The organism is Streptomyces roseofulvus, from assembly GCF_039534915.1.
GTDB classification, from domain to species: Bacteria; Actinomycetota; Actinomycetes; order Streptomycetales; family Streptomycetaceae; genus Streptomyces; species Streptomyces roseofulvus.
This window is the reverse complement of the sequence record NZ_BAAAWE010000001.1, coordinates 570,781-589,549: the sequence shown is the minus strand read 5'-3', so window position 1 is coordinate 589,549 and position 18,769 is coordinate 570,781. Positions and strand designations below refer to the sequence as shown.

Genomic DNA, 18,769 nt, shown 5'->3' with positions numbered 1-18,769 from the left:
GCGGCGGCCGGCGAGTGCCCGCAAGGGCTTGCGGGGCCGTTCCCCGCGGCCAGGCCCCGCTCTCGGGCGTCACGTCGCTCCCGCGCTCGTCCCGTCGGCCGGTCCGCGTCGCCCTTCATCGAGTGAGCGCTCACTTCGAAGGCCCGAGTTCTGGCCCCAAATTCGACAGAACCGCACTCAGCTCTTGTCCAAGTGAATTGTGAGCGTTAACAATCAGAGTGCTTCGCCGCCGCCCCCCTCCCGACGAGAGAGACCGCATCGTGACCCCACACGTTCCTTCCGGTCCCGCAGCCCGCCAGCACCCCGAGGCATGCACCATCGGAGTCGACTTCGGCACCCTCTCCGGGCGTGCCGTCGTGGTCAGGGTCCGGGACGGCGCCGAGCTCGGTTCGGCGGTGCACGAGTACCGCCACGCCGTCATCGAGGACCGCCTCCCCTCCACCGGAGCGGCCCTGCCCCCGGACTGGGCCCTGCAGCACCCCGAGGACTGGCGCGACGTCCTGCGCACCGCCGTTCCGGCGGCGCTCGCCGACGCCGGAGTCGACGCGTCCCGCGTCATCGGCATCGCCACCGACTTCACCGCCTGCACGGTGCTGCCGACCACCCCGGACGGCACCCCGCTCGCCCTGACGCCCGAGTGGGCCGAGCGCCCGCACGCCTGGCCCAAGCTGTGGAAGCACCACGCGGCGCAGGAGCAGGCCGACCGCATCAACGCCCTCGCGCACGCCCGGGGCGAGAAGTGGATCGCCCGGTACGGCGGCAAGATCTCCGCCGAGTGGCAGTACGCCAAGGCCCTCCAGGTCCTGGAGGAGGACCCCGCCGTCTACGCCGCCTGCGCCCGCTGGATCGAGGCGGCCGACTGGATCGTCTGGCAGCTCACCGGCGCCGAGTCCCGCAACACCTGCACCGCCGGCTACAAGGGCATCCACCAGGACGGCGCCTACCCCTCCCCGGACTACCTGGCCGCGCTCCACCCGGACTTCGCGGACTTCCCCGCCACGCGCCTGGAGCACCCGCTGTCGCCCCTGGGCTCCCGCGTCGGCGGACTGAGCGCCAGGGCCGCCCGCTGGACCGGCCTTCCCGAAGGCATCGCCGTCGCCGCCGGCAACGTCGACGCCCACGTGGCCGCGCCCGCCGCGGGCGCCGTCGAGAACGGGCGGATGCTCGCGATCATGGGCACCTCCACCTGCCACGTCCTCAACGGCGCCACCCTCGCCGAGGTCCCCGGCATCTGCGGGGTCGTCGACGGCGGCATCGTCGACGGCGCCTACGGTTACGAGGCCGGCCAGAGCGCGGTCGGCGACATCTTCGCCTGGTGGCTCCGGCAGGGCGTCCCGGACCACTACCGCACCGAGGCCGAGGCGTCGGGCGAGGACCTGCACCAGCTCCTGACCCGCAAGGCCGCGGACCAGCCGGTCGGCGCGCACGGTCTCGTCGCCCTGGACTGGATGAACGGCAACCGTTCCCCCCTGGTCGACCACCACCTCTCCGGCGTCGTCGCCGGCCTCACCCTCGACACCCGGCCCGAGGACGTCTACCGGGCCCTGCTCGAATCCACCGCCTACGGCACCCGGTTGATCGTCGAGACCTTCGAGAGCGGCGGGATCCCCGTCGAGGAGTTCATCGTCACCGGCGGCCTGAAGAAGAACCCGCTGCTCATGCAGATCTACGCCGACGTGCTCCGCCGCTCCGTCTCCCTCGGCACCTCCGAGCAGGGGCCGGCCCTCGGCTCGGCCATCCACGCCGCCGTCGCCGCGGGCGCCCACCCCGACGTCCGGACCGCCGCCGCCGTCATGGGCAGCGTGCGGCGCCACGCGTACCTGCCCGACCCCGCGCGGGCGGACGCCTACGACGCGCTGTTCGCCGAGTACCGGGCCCTGCACGAGCACTTCGGCACCGGCGCCGACCTCCTGCTGCACCGCCTGCGGCGTATCCGCAACACCGCACGCGCCGCCACCACCGGCTGACCGACCCCACCTCCCCGCCCCAGCACCTCCGAGGAGCACACCCGACATGACGCTCGCCCAGCCCGACCGCGAGATCTGGTTTCTCACCGGCAGCCAGGACCTCTACGGCGAGGACACCCTGGCCCAGGTCGCCGAACAGTCCCGTGCCATCTGCGACACCCTCGCCGACCGGCCCCAGCTGACCGTCCGCCTGGTGTGGAAGCCCGTCCTCACCGACGCGGCCGCCATCCGCGCGGTCTGCCTGGAGGCCAACGCCGACGACCGCTGCGTCGGCCTGATCGCCTGGATGCACACCTTCTCCCCGGCCAAGATGTGGATCGCCGGCCTCGACGCCCTCCGCAAGCCCCTGCTGCACCTGCACACCCAGGCCAACCGCGAACTGCCCTGGTCCACCATCGACATGGACTTCATGAACCTGAACCAGGCCGCCCACGGCGACCGCGAGTTCGGCTTCGTCCAGACCCGCCTCGGCGTCCCGCGCAAGACCGTGGCCGGCCACGTCTCCACCCCCGAGGTCGTCGACCGCGTCGCCGGGTGGGCCCGCGCCGCCGTCGGCCGCGCCGAACTCACCACCCTCAGACTCGCCCGGTTCGGCGACAACATGCGCGACGTCGCCGTCACCGAGGGCGACAAGGTAGAGGCGCAGCTGCGGTTCGGTGTCTCGGTCAACACCTACGGCGTCAACGACCTCGTCGCCGCGGTCGACGCCGCCGACGAGTCCACCGTCACCGCCCTCGTCAAGGAGTACCAGGACCTCTACGCCCTCGCCCCCGAGCTGCGGCCCGGCGGCGAGCGCCACGACTCGCTGCGCTACGCGGCCCGTGTCGAAGCCGGTCTGCGCACCTTCCTCACGGAAGGCGGATTCCGTGCCTTCACCACCAACTTCGAGGACCTCGGCGGCCTGCGCCAGCTGCCCGGGCTCGCCGTGCAGCGCCTGATGGCGGACGGCTACGGCTTCGGCGGCGAAGGGGACTGGAAGACCTCCACCCTGCTGCGCACCCTGAAGGCGATGGCCCACGGCCTGCCCGGCGGCACCTCCTTCATGGAGGACTACACCTACGACCTGACGCCCGGTCAGGAGCTCATCCTGGGCGCCCACATGCTGGAGGTCTGTCCCTCGATCACGACGTCGAGGCCCAGCTGCGAGATCCATCCCCTCGGCATCGGCGGACGCGAGGACCCGGTCCGCCTCGTCTTCGACGCCGACCCCGGTCCGGCCGTCGTCGTCGGTCTCGCCGACATGGGCGACCGGTTCCGCCTCGTCGCCAACCGCATCGACGTCGTCGCCCCGCCCGAGCCGCTGCCCAAGCTCCCCGTCGCCCGCGCCGTCTGGCGGCCCCGCCCCGATCTGCGTACCTCCACCGAGGCGTGGCTGACGGCGGGAGCGCCCCACCACACCGTCCTGACCACCGCGCTGGTCGGGGAGGAGCTCGACGACCTCGCCGAGATGCTGCGGACCGAACTCGCCGTCATCGACGAGGACACCACCGTCCGGCGGTTCACGCGCGAGCTGCGCTGGAACCAGGCGTACCACCGACTGGCCCAGAGCCTGTGACCGCCCCCGCCGCCCCCACCAGGACGGAGTCCGCCGTGAGCAGGACCGTTTCCGAGGAGCTGCGCCGGGAGGTGCTGGAGGCGAACCTCCGCATCCCCCGGGCCGGCCTCGCCACCCTCACCTGGGGCAACGTGAGCGGAGTGGACCGGGAAGCCGGCGTCTTCGTCATCAAGCCCTCGGGCGTGACCTACGACGTGCTGACCGAGGAGGACCTGGTCGTCGTCTCCCTGGCCGACGGGAGCGTGGTCGAGGGCCGGCTGCGGCCGTCCACCGACACGGAGACGCACCGGAGCCTCTACCTGGCCTTCCCCTCGATCGGCGGCGTCACCCACACGCACTCCACCCACGCCGTCGCCTTCGCACAGGCCCGGCGGTCGATACCGGTGCTCGGCACGACGCACGCGGACACCTTCAACGGTCCCGTCCCCGTCACCGACGTCCTCACCCCCGAGCAGTGCGCCACGGACTACGAGTACAACACCGGCCAGGTCATCGTGGACCTGCTGGACCGTGACGACACCCGGGCCCGGGAGGTCCCGGGCGCCCTGGTCGCCCACCACGGCCCCTTCACCTGGGGCGCGGACGCCACCACGTCCCTGGAGCACGCCATCGTCTGCGAGGCGGTGGCCGAGATGGCCCTGCGGACCATCGCCCTGGGCACGGTGGAGCCCCCGCAGCACCTCCTGGACCGCCACTTCACCCGCAAGCACGGCCCGGATGCGTACTACGGCAACCCCTCCGCCACCTGACCGCACCGAGGGGAGCCGGGATCTTCCCGGCTCCCCTCCCTGGTGCGAGCGGTGCGCGTGGTGCGTGTGGTGCGAGGTGTCAGCGCGACGGTCAGCCGCGCGTCCACCGCTGGTTGGTGCCGTTCCAGCACGAGTACAGCTGGATCAGCGTGCCGTTGGCGGTGCCGCTCGCGGCGGCGTCGAGGCAGAGGCCGGACTGCACGCCGACGATGGATCCGTCGGAGCCGAGCCGCCACTTCTGGTTGTCGCCGCCCCAGCAGCTGTAGATCTGCACCTTGGCGCCGTTGCCGGTGCCGGCCGCGTCCAGGCACTTGTCGCCGTAGACCCTGAGCTCACCCGCGGCGGTGTAGGTCCACTGCTGGTTGGTGCGGCCGTTGCAGTCCCACAGCTGGACCTGCGTGCCGTCGGCGGTGGCGGCGCCGGGCACGTCCACGCAGCGGCCGGAGGCGACGCCCTTGATCGGGCCGGAGCCGGGGGCGGGGGTCGGCGTGGGGGTCGGCGTGGGGTTGGGGTTGGAGGTGCCGGCGTTGAGCGCGTTGAGGACGGAGGTGTACGCGGGCTTCTTGCTGCCGTCGCCGTTGAACAGCAGCGGCGTCTGGTCCGCCCGCCAGGAGTCGGTGTCGCGCACGCCCCAGACGGTGATGCCGAGGCAGCGCGGGACGGCCAGGCAGTCGTTCGTCACGTTGGCGTAGGTCGTGGGCGAGGCGCCCTGGATGTCGAGCTCGGTGATGGCCACGTCGACGCCGAGGGCGGCGAAACTCTGCAGCGTGGTGCGGTAGTTGCTGTTGTAGGGGCTGTCGTTGTTGAAGTGCGACTGGAACCCGACGCAGTCGATCGGCACGCCACGCTGCTTGAAGTCCTTGACCATGGCGTACACGGCCTGGGTCTTGGCCCAGGTCCAGTTGTCGGTGTTGTAGTCGTTGTAGCAGAGCTTGGCGGCCGGGTCGGCGGCGCGCGCGGTGCGGAAGGCGACCTCGATCCAGTCGTTGCCGCTGCGCTGCAGGTTCGAGTTGCGCCTGGCGCCCGAAGTGCCGTCCTCGAAGGCCTCGTTCACGACGTCCCACTGGGCGATCTTGCCCTTGTAGTGGCCCATCACGCCGGTGATGTGGTTGATCATCGCCTGGCGCAGCGTGCTGCCCTCGAGCGCCTGCATCCAGCCGGGCTGCTGCGAGTGCCAGGCCAGGGTGTGGCCGCGCACCTGCTTGCCGTTCTGCACCGCCCAGTTGTACACGCGGTCGCCTGCGGTGAAGTTGAACTGCCCCCGCTGCGGCTCGGTGGCGTCGATCTTCATCTCGTTCTCGGCCGTCACCATGTTGAACTCGCGGTTCGCGATGGTCGTGTACGTCGAGTCGCCGAGCCGCCCCGAGGCGATGGCGGTGCCGAAGTAGCGGCCGCTCTGCGCCGCGGCGCGACCCAGCGTGCTCTCGGCGGCGTGCGAGGCCGGCGCCGTCAGCACGGTGGTGGCGCCGACGGCGCCGACGATCAGCGCCGCGCACAGACCTCCTATTCTCCGGCGGGCGGCGGACAGGGAAAGCGTGGGGGAACGCATCGAGGAACCTCCAGGACGGAAATCACGGAAGGATGGTGCGCGCGGCAGAGGAATTCGGAATCTGCGGCGTCGGCGTCCGTCGGCGAAAGAGTGCGCGTGCTGCCGGGACGCAATGATTCGAGGCCGGCGCCATGGCACGCGAGAAAGAGAGCGAGCGGCCTCGGGAATCAGTGTGGAAACACCGCGGAAACGTGTCAAGAGTTTCGAAGGTATTTCGGGATCCTGGCTGCGGGGTAACTGCCGCAGGAATCACGAAGGGCGTCCCTCGTCGAAAACATTTCGACGACGAACGCCCTTGGCCTGCGGTTGTCTCCGGGGTATTCGGCCGATTTCGGAATCGGACAAACGGAGGAAAACCGAGATTGGGTCGGCGATTTCATTTCCCGTGCCCGGCGGCGTCACCGCCGCCCGGACGGTTCCGCCCGGTGCGGATAGGCGATGTCGAACCACGCGAAACGGGCCTCTCCGGTGGAGGGACGGCCGTGGGAGGTGGCGTAGACCCCGAGCTGGACGCCGGTGAACAGCGGGGCGAGGAAGCCGGCTTCGACGGTGGCCAGATCGTGCCAGGAGCCGCCCGGCGCCGCGTAGCCGAAGGCATGGTGGAGGCCGCGGACGCGGACGCCCAGCCGGACGGGGCCCGGAGGGGCGGGAGCACGCGCCAGGACGTCGGGCCCGCGGCGGAGGACGACTCCCCTCGCGGTGCGCAGCAGGAGCAGGTGGGCGTCGTCGTCGAGGACGACGGCCAGGCCGGCCTCCTCGTTCGGTCCCGCCGGAGCGAAGTGCAGCTCCGTGGAGGCGTCGCAGTCGGGCTGCTCCTGCGGGCGGACGAGGAGGGAGGGGGAGGCGCGCTCGCCGAGGCGTTCCGGGCGGAGCCGGAGGCGCAGCCCGTCGCCGGTGGTCCAGAACCGCGTGCGCGGGGTGCGCAGGGTGCTCCACTCGGGGGAGAGCGTGGCGAAGTCGTCGTGGACGCGCCGGCGATCCGGCACGTGGGCGACGGGGGAGAAGACCGGCCGGCCGTCCTCCCACGTGACGTCGGCGAGGAAGGTCTCGCGGCCGATGGCGGAGCCCGGGCGGACGCCCAGGAGCACGGCCCGCCAGTCGCCGGACGGGGTCTGGACGAGGTCGGCGTGCCCCGTGCAGGTGACCGGGCCCTCGGCGGGAGGGAGCACCGGATTCCCGGGGTCGCCCCGGTAGGGGCCGGGCACCCGGTCGGCCCGGGCGGCCACGACGCTGTGGTCCGCCGCGGTGCCGCCCTCCGCGGTGAGCAGCAGATACGTTCCACCCACCTTGTAGAGGTGCGGGGCCTCCGACCAGCGGGCGCCGGGCCTGCTCCCGGACCACAGGACGTACTCGGGTCCCGTGAGCCGGTGTTCGCGGGGGAGGTACTCGCGCATCCAGATCTGGGTGAGGCCGGCGGCCTCGTCCAGGACGCGCGCGGCGGTGAACCAGGCGCGGCCGTCCCCGCCGTCCGGTCCGTCGTCGAAGAACAGCGACGGGTCGAATCCCTCGCCCTCCAGCCAGTACGGCTCCGACCACGGCCCCGCCGGGTCCGTCGCCGTGACGACGAAGTGGCCGGGTCCGTCCATCAGCGTGCAGACGAGATGGAAGACCCCGTCGTGGTGCCGGATCGTCGGCGCGAAGAGGCCGCGTGAGGGCCCGCATCCGTCGAGGTCGAGCTGGGAGGGACGGTCGAGTGCGGAGCCGACGCGCCGCCAGCGCACGAGGTCGCGGCTGTGGAAGACGGGCAGGCCGGGGAACCACTCGAAGCTGGACGTCACCAGGTAGTAGTCCGCTCCGACCCGGCAGACGGACGGGTCGGGCCGGAACCCGGGCAGCACGGGATCACCGAAGGGCGTGCTCATGGCACCGCGACGCGGTCGGCCGGCACGGACGGCCCCGGGCCGGCCGAGGGGGGACGGGCGGAAGCGTGCGGAGGGGAGGAGCCGCACACGGAGGCGGGCGGACAGAGGGTGCTCCAGGGCTCGTTCAAGGGGTGCTCCTAGGGGTGGGGCGGGGCGGTGGAGAGCCTGACCTTGAGCTCGGTCGAGAGCTCCATCCGCGGGCTGACCAGGGACTGGCCGTCCAGCAGCTGGAACAGGGTGCGGGCGGCGACCCGGCCCATCTCCTCCAGCGGCTGGCGGACCGTCGTCAGCGGGGGAGACAGCCAGTCGCACATCGGCAGATCGTCGAAGCCGACCACGCTGAGGTCCCGCGGGATGCTCAGTCCGGCCTGCCGGGCGGCCTCGTAGACGCCCATCGCCTGCTGGTCGCTGCCGGCGAAGACGGCGGTCGGCGGCTCGGGGAGGGCGAGCAGCTCCTGGGCGCACCGGAAGCCGCCCTCGTGCTGGAAGTCGCCGAACCGGATGAGGTCCCGGTCGACCTCGATCCCGGCCCGCTCCAGGGCCGCCCGGTACCCGTCGATGCGGGCCTGGCTGCAGAGCATCTCCCTGCGTCCGCCGATCGTGGCGATCCTGCGGTGACCCAGTTCCAGCAGGTGCTCGGTGGCGGCGAGGCCGCCGGCCCAGTTGGTCGCCCCGACGCTCGGCACGTCGTTGCCCGGCATGTCGATCGGGTCGATGACGACCAGCGCCGCACCGGCCCGTTCGACCTGGGCGCGCTGGGCCTGGGTGACCGAGGCGGTGACGAGGATGACGCCGTCGCTGCGGTGCAGGGCCGGCAGCGCGGTCCAGCTGGACGGCGTCGCCTCGCCCGGCGGGACGAGCGACACCACGGTGCCGACGGTCCGATGGGCGCACTCGGCCTCGACACCGCGCAGGATCTCCACCGCCCACGCGCTGTCCAGACCGCCGATGATCAGGTCGACGAGACCCGATCTGCGGGCTCTGCCCTGTCGGCCGGGCGGCAGGTAGTTGTGGGTGTGCAAAAGGCCCTCGATCCGTTCGCGGGTCGAGGGCGCGACGTCGGAGCGGCCGTTGATCACCTTGGACACGGTGGCCTGGGACACCCCCGCCGCCGCGGCGATGACGGCCAGGGTCGGGCGCTGCTCGCTCAACTTCTCTCCTCTGCGCGGATGCCTTCGGCCGACAGGTATCGCAAACTTTCGATGAGTTTCCGGGCGCCCCGACCTGCTTGTCAACCCCGCGAACAGCCGGTGCGCGCAAATAAATTGACGCGGGGTCTTGACCGATAAGCCTCACGTTCCTAGTTTGTGGCAGCGCAGAATTCGAGAGTATTTCGAAAAGTTTTCGGGCGCGTACCGCCCCGGCATTCCCCTCCCGGAGGTCCCATGGCCAGCACCCTCCCGAGCCGACGAAGCTTCCTGGCGCTCACGGGCTTGACCGCCCTGTCCGTCTCCCTGACCGCGGCCTGCGGAGCCGACGGGTCGGACACGCGGGCCGCCGACGGCAAGGTGTCCTTCGCCTGGTGGAACATCGCCACGACGGAGCCGGGCAAGTCCCTCTTCCCGCAAATCTCCTCGGCGTTCACGTCCGCTCACCCGAACATCGTGATCAACACGACCTCCTTGGAGAACGAGGCGTTCAAGTCCAAGCTGACCGCGACCACGTCGTCGGGGAAGCTCCCCGACGTCTTCCAGACCTGGGGCGGCGGTGTGCTGCGGCAGCAGGTCGACGCGGGGCTGGTCGAGGACCTCACCGACCTCCTCGACTGGTCGTCCGAGCTCACCCCCGTCTCCCTGCAGGCGTACCAGTTCGACGGCCGGACCTACGGAGTGCCGTACGACATCGGCATGGTCGGCTTCTGGTACAACAAGAAGCTCTTCGCCAAGGCCGGGATCACCACCCCGCCGTCCACCTGGGCCGAACTCCTCGACGACGTCAGGAAGCTGAAGGCGGCGGGCATCACCCCGATCGCCCTCGCGGGCAAGGAGAAGTGGCCGGGCCACTACTACTGGGCCTACCTCGCGATGCGCGTCGCCGGCCTCCCCGCGCTGCAACAGGCCGCCACCACCAAGGACTTCACCGGCGAGGGCTTCGTCCAGGCCGGCGTCCACCTCAAGGAGCTGGTCGACCTCCAGCCCTTCCAGCCCGCCTTCCTCGGCGCCGGCTACGCCACCCCCGGCGGGCAGGCCGCGACCATGGGCAACGGCAAGGCCGCCATGGAGCTGATGGGGCAGTGGGGCCCGTCGGTGCAGAAGGACGCGGGCGCCGACCTCGGAGCGGACCTGGGCTTCTTCCCCTTCCCGACGGTCGACGGCGGCGCCGGCCGGGCCACCGAGGTGTTCGGCGGCGGCGGCGGATTCGCCCTGCGCAAGGGAGCACCCAAGGAGGCGCTGGACTTCCTGAAGTTCTTCGTCCTGGAGAACGAGTCCAAGCTGCTGGCCTCCAACGGCTACCTGCCGGTGGTGAAGGGCGCGGAGAGCCAGCTCACCGACGCCAACAAGAAGGTGGTGGCACAGAGCCTGGTCCAGGCGACGGGCTTCCAGCTCTTCCTCGACCAGGCCTATCCGCCGGCCGTCGGCCAGGAGGTCAACGACAGCGTCGCCGACCTGATCGCGGGCAAGAAGACACCCGAGCAGGTCACCGCGTCGATCACCGAGGCTGCGAAGAGTGCCTAGCTCCGTGTCCACCCTGACGAAGGAGCGGACCGAGGACGCCGTTCCGGCGCGCCGCCCGCCCGCCCCGGTCCGGTCGCTGCTGCGCGGGTGGCGGGACTGGGCCTCGGTCGCCTGGTTCCTCGTCCCGGCCCTGGTCCTCTTCCTCGTCTTCGTCCTCGCCCCGATCGTGGTCGCCGTCTTCACCGGCTTCTTCAAGTGGGGCGGGATCGGCCCCATGGACGACTTCGTCGGTTTCGGGAACTACACCCGGCTCTTCGAGGACGAGGTCTTCCTCGGCGATCTGGGCCGCGGGCTGTACCTGATCGTCCTGTCGGTCACGGTGCAGCTGCCGTTCGCGCTCTTCACCGCGGTCCTGCTCAACCAGCGGCTGCGCGGCCGGGCCGTCTACCGGATGCTGTTCTTCGCCCCGTACATCCTGTCCGAGGTCGTCACGGCGGTCCTCTTCACGATGATCTTCCTGCCCGGCTCCGGCATGGCCGACCACCTCGCCGGCCTGCTGGGCCTGGAGGGTCTGCAGGGGAAGTGGCTCGCCGACCCCTCGACGGTCATGCCGACCCTGTTCGTGGTGATGATCTGGAAGTACTTCGGCTTCCACATGATGCTCTTCCTCGCCGGACTGCAGGGCATCCCGGCCGAGATCCTGGAGGCCGCCTCCATCGACGGCGCCGGGGCCTGGCAGCGCTTCCGGCACGTGACGCTGCCGCTGCTCGGCCCGACGATCCGGATCAGCGTCTTCCTCTCGGTCATCGGCTCCATTCAGCTCTTCGACCTCGTCTGGGTCATGACCGCGGGCGGGCCCAACCACTCCTCCGAGACGATGGCGATCGCGATGTTCCAGTTCGGGTTCAAGCGCTACCAGGTCGGCTACGCCAGCGCCATCAGTGTGGTGCTGTTCATGATCAGCCTGGTCTTCTCGCTCTTCTACCAGCGCTATGTGCTCCGCCGTGACCTGAGCGGGGCCGTCACCTCGGGAGGCGCCCGGTGAACGCCCGCCGGACGGCACGCGGCCTCTCCCTGCACACCGTGATCTGGCTGATCGGCGCCTTCGTCGTCGTCCCGCTGATCTACGCGGTGCTCTCCGGGTTCAAGAGCACCGGCGAGCTCACGAGCAACCCGTTCGGGCTGCCGGAGGAGTGGAAGGTCGGCAACTACACGGGCATCCTCGGCGACGGGATGTTCTGGCGGCAGATCGCCAACAGCGCCGGCATCGCCGTCGGCACGACGTTCTTCACGGTGGCGGCCTCCGCGATGGCGGCGTTCGTCCTGGCCCGCTACGCCTTCCGGGGCAGGGAGTTGTTCTACGGACTGTTCACCATCGGGCTCATGTTCCCGTTCGCGGTGGCCGTCCTGCCGCTCTTCCTCATGCTGCGCACCTTCGGACTGCTCGACAACCCGCTCGGGGTGATCCTTCCGCAGGCGGCCTTCGGGCTCCCCATGACGATCATCATCCTGCGCGGCTTCTTCCGGACCATCCCGGCGGAGGTCGAGGAGGCCGCCGTCATGGACGGCTGCGGCAAGCTCCGCTTCTTCTGGAAGATCCTGCTGCCGATGGCGCGTCCGGCCCTGGGCACGGTCTCGGTCCTGGCGATCGTGGCGAGCTGGAACAACTTCTTCCTGCCGCTGCTGGTGTTCAACGACCCGAAGTGGCAGACGATCCCCGTCGGCGTCCAGCAGTTCCAGGGCCAGTACTCGACCGACTACGCGCTCGTCCTCGCCTACATCGTCCTCGCCATGGTCCCCGCCCTCGCCTTCTACGCCGTCGCCGAGCGGCAGCTGATCGGCGGCCTCACCGCCGGCGCCACCAAGGGCTGACACGTCCACCCGCCCCACCCGTTCCGAGGAGATTCCGTGAAACGTCTGACCGCCCTGACGGCCGTCATATTGTTAGCGCTAACAACGTCGGCCGCGGCCGAGCCCGCCGCTCCCGCGCGCCCCGCCATCGACTTCCGGTCCGAACTGCAGCCCATCGACGGATTCGGCTTCTCCATGGCCTTCCAGCGGGCGGACCTGCTGCACGGCGCCCGCGGCCTCGGCCCCGCCAAACAGCGTGAGGTGCTCGACCTGCTCCTCAGCAAGGAGAAGGGCGCGGGCCTGTCCATCCTCCGCCTCGGCATCGGGTCGTCGACCGACCGGGTCTACGACCACATGCCGACGATCCTCCCGACCGACCCCGGCGGCCCCGACGCCACCCCGACGTACGTCTGGGACGGCTGGGACGGCGGCCAGGTCTGGCTCGCCAAGGAGGCCAAGAAGTACGGCGTCGAACGGTTCTTCGCCGACGCCTGGAGCGCCCCGGCCTTCATGAAGACCAACAACAGCGAGAACGACGGCGGCGAGCTCCGGCCCGAATGGCGCCAGGCCTATGCCGACTACCTCGTGCAGTACGCCAAGTTCTACCGACGGGAGGGCATCCGGATCACCGACCTGGGATTCACCAACGAACCCGACTGGACGGCCACCTACGCCTCGATGCGCTTCACCCCGCAGCAGGCCGTCGACTTCCTCAAGGTGCTCGGGCCGACCGTCCGCGCCTCCGGACTGAAGACGCAACTGGTCTGCTGCGACGCCGCCGGCTGGGACCGGCAGGTCGCCTACACCGAGGCCATCGAGGCCGACCCCGAGGCCGACAAGGCCGTGCGGACCGTCACCGGCCACCGCTACAGCGGTCCCACCACGGTCCCGCAGCCCACCGACAAGCACGTCTGGATGTCGGAATGGTCGCCCGACGGCACCACCTGGAACGAGAACTGGGACGACGGCAGCGGCTACGACGGCCTCACCGTCGCCGCCGACATCCAGACCACCCTGACCACCGGCAACGCCAACGCCTACGTCTACTGGACCGGCGCCTCCCTCGGCGCCACCCGCGGACTCATCCAGCTCGCCAACCCCGGTGACTCCTACCGGGTGTCCAAGCGGTACTGGGCACTGGCCGCCTTCAGCCGCTTCATCCGCCCCGGCGCCGTCCGCGTCCCGGTCACCCACGCCGACCCGGCGCTCCGGATCACGGCCTTCCGCAACACCGACGGCAGCCGCGTCATCGAGATCCTCAACACCGCGACCACCGAGACCTCCGCCGCCTTCACCCTGCGCGGCGGGCACGACCGGCACCCCGACGCGTACGTGACCGACGAGACCCGCTCGATCACCCCGGCCGACGTGGCCTCCGTCCACGGCACGACCCTCACGGCCACGCTCGCCCCGCGCGCGCTGACCACCATCGTCCTCGACTGACCCCCGAACCCCCGAGCCCCCGAGGAGCCACCCATGTCCCTGTCCCGGCATCTCGTCGCCCTCTCCGCCGCCGTCTGCGTCGCGGCCGGCCTCGCCGCCGCCCCCGCGAGCGCCGAGCCCAAGCCCAGAACGCTCGGCGAACTCGCCAAGAAGCACCACAAGTACTTCGGCTCCGCCACCGACAACCCCGAGTTCACCGACGCCGCCTATCTGAAGCTCCTCGGCAGCGAGTTCGGGCAGACCACCCCCGGCAACGCCATGAAGTGGTACGCCACCGAACCCCGGCCCGGCGTCTTCGACTTCACCGCCGGCGACGAGGTCATGGCCTTCGCCAAGGACCACCACCAGAAGGTCCGCGGCCACACGCTCGTCTGGCACAGCCAGCTCCCCGCCTGGCTGACCGAACGCAGCTGGACCGCCGAGGAACTGCGCCCCGTCCTCAAGAACCACATCCAGACCGTCGCCCGGCACTACAAGGGCCAGGTCATCCACTGGGACGTCGTCAACGAGGCGTTCAACGAGGACGGCACCTACCGCGAGTCCGTCTTCTACAAGACGCTCGGCCCCGGCTACATCGCCGACGCCCTGCGCTGGGCCCACGAGGCCGACCCGCACGCCAAGCTCTACCTCAACGACTACAACGTCGACGGCATCAACGCCAAGAGCGACGCCTACTACAAGCTCATCAAGCAGCTGAAGGCCGACGGCGTCCCGATCGAGGGCTTCGGCCTCCAGGGCCACCTGGCACTCCAGTACGGCTACCCCGCCGGCGTCAAGGAGAACATCCAGCGCTTCGCCGACCTCGGCGTCGACGTCGCGATCACCGAGCTCGACATCCGGATGGAGCTCCCGGCGACCCCCGAGAAGCTCGCCACCCAGGCCACCTGGTACGCCGACTACGTCAAGGCGTGCCTGGAGGTCGAGAGGTGCGTCGGCGTCACCGTGTGGGACTACACGGACAAGTACTCGTGGATCCCCTCCGTCTTCCCCGGCGAGGGCGCCGCACTGCCCTACGACGAGAACCTGGCGCCCAAGCCCGCCTACCACGCCCTCCGGAAGGTGCTCGGCGGATGATCAGGACCGCCATCGTCGGAACGGGCGGGATCGCCGGCATCTGCCACGTCCCCGCCCTCCGGGCCCAGGCGCACCGCGCCGAGATCGTGGCGGCCGTCGACGTCGACGCCCTGCGCGCGGAGGAGTTCGCGGCCGAGCACGGCATCCCCGCCGTCTACACGGACCTGCACACGATGCTCCGGGAACAGCGCCCCGACCTCGTCCACCTCTGCACGCCGCCGTTCCTGCACGCCGAACAGGCCGTGGCCTGCCTGGAGTCGGGGTCCTGGGTGTGGTGCGAGAAGCCGGTCGCCCTGTCGCTGGCCGAGCTCGACCGGATCCAGGCCGCCGAAGGCCCCGCCGTCGCCGGCGCGGTCTTCCAGCACCGGTACGGGTCGGGGGCCCGCTACCTGCGTGAGCGGATCGCCGCCGGCGCCCTGGGCCGCCCCCTGGTCGCGCAGTGCGCCACGGTCTGGTACCGGGACGACGCGTACTACGACGTGCCCTGGCGCGGCACCTGGCGGAGCGAGGGCGGCGGTCCGACCCTCGGCCACGGCATCCACCAGATGGACCTGATGCTGGACGTCCTCGGCCCGTGGGCCGAGGTGCGCGCGATGGCCGGCCGCCTCGACCGCGACGTCCAGACCGAGGACGTGTCCGCGGCCCTGGTCCGCTTCGAGAACGGAGCCATCGCCACGGTCGTCAACAGCGTCCTCTCCCCCCGCGAGGAGAGCTACCTGCGGTTCGACCTCACCGACGCCACCGTCGAACTGCGGCACCTGTACGGCTACTCCAACGCCGACTGGACGTTCACCGCCAAGTCGCCCGGCGCGACGTGGGAGCCGCCGGAGGACCGGCCCAGCTCGCACACCGCCCAGCTCGCGGCCCTCCTCGACGGCTACGAGCAGGGGATCCGCCCCGACCTCGGCAGGCCGACCATGGAACTCGTCACCGCCCTCTACAAGGCCGCCCTCACCGGACTGCCCGTCCGGCGCGGCGAGATCGACACCACCGACCCGTTCTACGGCTCGCTCCACGGCGGGCGCCCGGAGGTGTTCCGATGACGTTCGACATCCTGGAGGACGAGGACGCGCTGACCGTCCGCGCCCGCGACGTCGACCTCTTCCGCTACGTGCACCGGCCGGTCATGGACCCCTTCGAGGCGCCGAAGCCCTATCTGCACCCGGTGCGGACGCTCGCCGGCGACGTCGTCACCGGCTACCGGCCGCACGACCACCGCTGGCACAAGGGCATCCAGCTCACGGCGTCCTGGGTGTCGGGGCAGAACTTCTGGGGCGGCGGCACCTACCTGCGCGGGCAGGGCTACGTCGACCTGCCCAACCTCGGCACGATGCGCAGCCTCGGCGTGTCCACCCGGACCGGCCGCGGCCGCGCCGTGATCACCGAGGACCTCGCCTGGCACACGATGGCGGGGGAGCACTGGATCGACGAGCACCGCACCCTGACCGCACGCGACCTCGAAACCGACTCCTGGACGCTGGAGATCACCACCGCGCTCACCAACGTCCACGACACCGTCCTCACGTTCGGCAGCCCCGGCACGCAGGGCCGGGAACTGGCCGGCTACTCCGGCCTGTTCTGGCGCGGTCCGCGCGCCTTCACCGGCGGCGGGGTGTCCGGCCCGGCGATGGGCGAGAAGGGGGACTGGCTGGCCTTCGTCGGCACCCACGACGAGGTCGACCGCGCCTCCACGCTCCTCTTCCTGGACGATCCGGACGCCCCCGGCCGCTGGTTCGTCCGCAGCGAGCCCATCCCCGCCGTCAACCCCTCGCTGGCCTTCGACGAGGAGCTGCCGCTCGCGCCCGGCGCCACCCTGGCGCGCCGCTACCGGATCGTCGTGGCCGACGGCGCCTGGACCCCCGAGCGGCTGTCGCGGCACATCATGGAGCACCCGTGGTGACACCGCTCCCCGGCGGCGTGGGCGTCTCCGGCCTGACCGTGTACGACTGGGAGGCCGCCGACGGCCTGTGCGGGGGCACCCCCCACATGCACCTCGCCTGCTCGGAGGCGTACATCGTCATCGAGGGCACCGGCAGCGTCCAGACCCTCACCACGAGCGGCTACGCGGACACCCCGCTGCGCCCCGGCGACATCGTCTGGTTCACTCCCGGCACGATCCACCGCCTCGTCAACTCCGGCGGTCTGCGCCTCGTGGTGCTCATGCAGAACAGCGGGCTCCCCGAGGCCGGCGACGCCGTCTTCACCTTCCCCGCCCCCGTCCTCGCCGACCCCGACGCCTACCGGGCGGCGGCCGTGCTGACCGGGGACCACGCGGCGGCGGCGCGCCGCCGCCGCGACCTGGCCCTCGAAGGCTTCCTGAGCCTGCGCGAGGGCGGGCTCCAGGAGTTCCACACCGCGGCCCACCGACTGAAGCGCGAGCTCCTCGACGCCTGGTGGGTCCGCTGGCGCGACGGCCCGCTGGCCGCGGCCCTCGCGACCGGCGGCCAGCTCGCAGCGCTGAGGACGGGAGACCTCTCCCACCTCGACGACGGCGCCGTGGCCCGCCTGGAGCGCCCGGTGGATCCGCGCTTCGGCATGTGCGGCCACCTCCACCCCTATCCCGTCCCCACGTCCCACCCCCATCCTCCGAAGGAGCTCGACCGATGAGATTCCGCCGTCCACCCCTGGTCCTGAGCCTCGTGCTCACGGTCCTGTCGTCCCTGCTGCTCGGGGCCGGCCTCTTCGCGGCCCCGCCCGCCGCCGCGGCGACCGTCGACACCAACGCCTGGTACGTCCTGGTCAACCGCAACAGCGGCAAGGCCCTGGACGTCTACAACCTGGCGACCGGCGACGGCGCCCGCATCACCCAGTGGACCAGGAACGACCAGAACCAGCAGCAGTGGCAGTTCGTCGCCTCCGGTGACGGCTACTACCGCGTCAAGTCCCGCCACTCCGGCAAGGTCCTGGACGTCCAGAACGGCTCCACCGCCAACGGGGCCGCGATCGTCCAGTGGTCCGACGCGAACGGCACCAACCAGCAGTGGCGGCTCGCCGACAGCGCGGACGGCCACGTCCGGCTCATCGCCAGGCACAGCGGCAAGGCCCTGGAAGTCCAGGGCGCCTCCACCGCCGACGGCGCGAACATCGTCCAGTACGACGACTGGGGCGGCGCCAACCAGCAGTGGCAGTTCGTCAAGGTCGGCTCCGGCACCGGCACCCCGGGCACCTGCGAGCTCCCCTCGACGTACCGCTGGTCCTCGACGGGCGCGCTGGCGCAGCCCAGGCCCGAATGGGCGGCGCTCAAGGACTTCACCGTCGCCCCGCACAACGGCAAGCAGGTCGTCTACGCGACGACCCACGGAGCCGCGGGGACGGGCCGGGGCTGGGGCGGGATGAACTTCACCCCGTTCACCAACTGGTCGGAGATGGCCTCGGCCGGCCAGAGCGCCCTCCCGTTCACGGCCGTGGCGCCCTCGCTCTTCTACTTCGCGCCGAAGAACGTGTGGGTGCTCGCCTACCAGTGGGGTGGATCCTCCTTCTCGTACCGGACGTCGAGCGACCCCACGAACCCGAACGGCTGGTCGGCGGAGCAGGTGCTCTTCACCGGCAAGATCGCGGACTCGGGCACCGGGCCGATCGACCACGCCCTGATCGCCGACGGGTCGAACATGTACCTGTTCTTCGCCGGTGACAACGGCAAGATCTACCGGTCGAGCATGCCGCTCGGGAACTTCCCGGGCAGCTTCGGCTCGTCGTACACGACGATCATGAGCGACACGGTGAAGAACCTGTTCGAGGCCCCGCAGGTCTACAAGCTCCAGGGCCAGAACCGCTACCTCATGATCGTCGAGGCCCGGGGTGCGAACGAGCACCGCTACTTCCGCTCGTTCACGGCCACCAGCCTGAACGGCACGTGGACGCCGCAGGCCGCGACGGAGAGCAACCCCTTCGCCGGCAAGGCCAACAGCGGTGCCACCTGGACCAACGACATCAGCCACGGCGAGCTGCTGCGGACGAGTGCCGACCAGACCATGACCGTCGACCCCTGCAACCTGCAGCTGCTGTACCAGGGGCGCAGCCCCAGCTCCGACGGCGTCGACTACGGCCTCCTGCCCTACCGGCCGGGCCTGCTGACCCTGCAGCGCTGACGCCGTCCGGCGAGCG

Annotated in this window: 15 protein-coding genes; 12 read left to right on the top strand and 3 right to left on the bottom strand. The window is 71.0% G+C overall.

The window, feature by feature from the left end:
• Positions 1-260: 260 nt before the first annotated feature.
• From araB to araD, 3 genes are read left to right on the top strand one after another with little or no spacing between them, the layout of a single operon-like run.
• Positions 261-1,967, top strand: coding sequence for a ribulokinase (gene araB / locus ABFY03_RS02855; protein WP_346169057.1), 1,707 nt, complete (start codon positions 261-263; stop codon positions 1,965-1,967).
• 46 nt (positions 1,968-2,013) lie between these two features.
• On the top strand, positions 2,014-3,522 hold the full coding sequence (araA, locus tag ABFY03_RS02850) for an L-arabinose isomerase (RefSeq protein WP_319013376.1): 1,509 nt from the start codon (positions 2,014-2,016) through the stop codon (positions 3,520-3,522).
• 35 nt (positions 3,523-3,557) lie between these two features.
• Positions 3,558-4,271 carry an L-ribulose-5-phosphate 4-epimerase AraD gene (gene araD / locus ABFY03_RS02845; protein WP_319013377.1) on the top strand — a complete coding sequence of 238 codons (714 nt, stop codon included), beginning with the start codon at positions 3,558-3,560 and terminating at the stop codon, positions 4,269-4,271.
• 91 nt (positions 4,272-4,362) lie between these two features.
• Here araD and ABFY03_RS02840 read toward each other — a convergent pair whose 3' ends face one another.
• From ABFY03_RS02840 to ABFY03_RS02830, 3 genes are all read right to left on the bottom strand, one after another.
• A complete protein-coding gene (locus ABFY03_RS02840) occupies positions 4,363-5,820 on the bottom strand; it encodes an endo-1,4-beta-xylanase (RefSeq protein WP_319013378.1) in 1,458 nt (485 codons plus the stop codon).
• A 398-nt stretch (positions 5,821-6,218) separates the two neighbouring features.
• Positions 6,219-7,682, bottom strand: a complete 1,464-nt coding sequence (locus ABFY03_RS02835; RefSeq protein WP_346169056.1) for a glycoside hydrolase family 43 protein — start codon at positions 7,680-7,682, stop codon at positions 6,219-6,221.
• 137 nt (positions 7,683-7,819) lie between these two features.
• Complete coding sequence (locus tag ABFY03_RS02830; protein WP_319013380.1) at positions 7,820-8,833, bottom strand: LacI family DNA-binding transcriptional regulator; 1,014 nt, start codon at positions 8,831-8,833, stop codon at positions 7,820-7,822.
• A 234-nt stretch (positions 8,834-9,067) separates the two neighbouring features.
• Here ABFY03_RS02830 and ABFY03_RS02825 point away from each other — a divergent pair, with 234 nt between their 5' ends.
• From ABFY03_RS02825 to ABFY03_RS02785, 9 genes are read left to right on the top strand one after another with little or no spacing between them, the layout of a single operon-like run.
• Positions 9,068-10,357, top strand: a complete 1,290-nt coding sequence (locus tag ABFY03_RS02825) for an extracellular solute-binding protein (RefSeq protein WP_319013381.1) — start codon at positions 9,068-9,070, stop codon at positions 10,355-10,357.
• Positions 10,350-11,342, top strand: coding sequence for a carbohydrate ABC transporter permease (locus ABFY03_RS02820; protein WP_386723746.1), 993 nt, complete (start codon positions 10,350-10,352; stop codon positions 11,340-11,342). The genes ABFY03_RS02825 and ABFY03_RS02820 overlap by 8 nt, the downstream gene beginning before the upstream one ends.
• Positions 11,339-12,169 carry a carbohydrate ABC transporter permease gene (locus ABFY03_RS02815; protein ID WP_319013382.1) on the top strand — a complete coding sequence of 277 codons (831 nt, stop codon included), beginning with the start codon at positions 11,339-11,341 and terminating at the stop codon, positions 12,167-12,169. The genes ABFY03_RS02820 and ABFY03_RS02815 overlap by 4 nt, the downstream gene beginning before the upstream one ends.
• Before the next feature lie 36 nt (positions 12,170-12,205).
• Positions 12,206-13,591, top strand: coding sequence for a glycoside hydrolase family 30 protein (locus tag ABFY03_RS02810; protein ID WP_319013383.1), 1,386 nt, complete (start codon positions 12,206-12,208; stop codon positions 13,589-13,591).
• Positions 13,592-13,624: 33 nt separating this feature from the next.
• Complete coding sequence (locus ABFY03_RS02805; protein ID WP_346169055.1) at positions 13,625-14,665, top strand: endo-1,4-beta-xylanase; 1,041 nt, start codon at positions 13,625-13,627, stop codon at positions 14,663-14,665.
• Positions 14,662-15,708: a Gfo/Idh/MocA family protein gene (locus ABFY03_RS02800; protein ID WP_346169054.1), complete on the top strand. Its 1,047-nt coding sequence runs from the start codon at positions 14,662-14,664 to the stop codon at positions 15,706-15,708. Before ABFY03_RS02805 ends, ABFY03_RS02800 begins: the two co-directional genes overlap by 4 nt.
• Complete coding sequence (locus ABFY03_RS02795; RefSeq protein ID WP_346169053.1) at positions 15,705-16,565, top strand: DUF6807 domain-containing protein; 861 nt, start codon at positions 15,705-15,707, stop codon at positions 16,563-16,565. The genes ABFY03_RS02800 and ABFY03_RS02795 overlap by 4 nt, the downstream gene beginning before the upstream one ends.
• Positions 16,562-17,272 (top strand): cupin domain-containing protein, encoded by a 711-nt coding sequence (locus ABFY03_RS02790; RefSeq protein WP_386723759.1) that lies wholly within the window; start codon positions 16,562-16,564, stop codon positions 17,270-17,272. The genes ABFY03_RS02795 and ABFY03_RS02790 overlap by 4 nt, the downstream gene beginning before the upstream one ends.
• Positions 17,269-18,753 carry a non-reducing end alpha-L-arabinofuranosidase family hydrolase gene (locus ABFY03_RS02785; protein WP_346169051.1) on the top strand — a complete coding sequence of 495 codons (1,485 nt, stop codon included), beginning with the start codon at positions 17,269-17,271 and terminating at the stop codon, positions 18,751-18,753. Before ABFY03_RS02790 ends, ABFY03_RS02785 begins: the two co-directional genes overlap by 4 nt.
• Positions 18,754-18,769: the final 16 nt, after the last annotated feature.

Coding starts and splice junctions, on each gene's coding strand:
- ABFY03_RS02785 (WP_346169051.1), top strand. CDS start 17,269: ATGAGATTCCGCCGTCCACCCCTGGTCCTGAGCCTCGTGCTCACGGTC.
- ABFY03_RS02825 (WP_319013381.1), top strand. CDS start 9,068: ATGGCCAGCACCCTCCCGAGCCGACGAAGCTTCCTGGCGCTCACGGGC.
- ABFY03_RS02835 (WP_346169056.1), bottom strand. CDS start 7,682: ATGAGCACGCCCTTCGGTGATCCCGTGCTGCCCGGGTTCCGGCCCGAC.
- ABFY03_RS02840 (WP_319013378.1), bottom strand. CDS start 5,820: ATGCGTTCCCCCACGCTTTCCCTGTCCGCCGCCCGCCGGAGAATAGGA.
- ABFY03_RS02805 (WP_346169055.1), top strand. CDS start 13,625: ATGTCCCTGTCCCGGCATCTCGTCGCCCTCTCCGCCGCCGTCTGCGTC.
- ABFY03_RS02800 (WP_346169054.1), top strand. CDS start 14,662: ATGATCAGGACCGCCATCGTCGGAACGGGCGGGATCGCCGGCATCTGC.
- ABFY03_RS02795 (WP_346169053.1), top strand. CDS start 15,705: ATGACGTTCGACATCCTGGAGGACGAGGACGCGCTGACCGTCCGCGCC.
- araA (WP_319013376.1), top strand. CDS start 2,014: ATGACGCTCGCCCAGCCCGACCGCGAGATCTGGTTTCTCACCGGCAGC.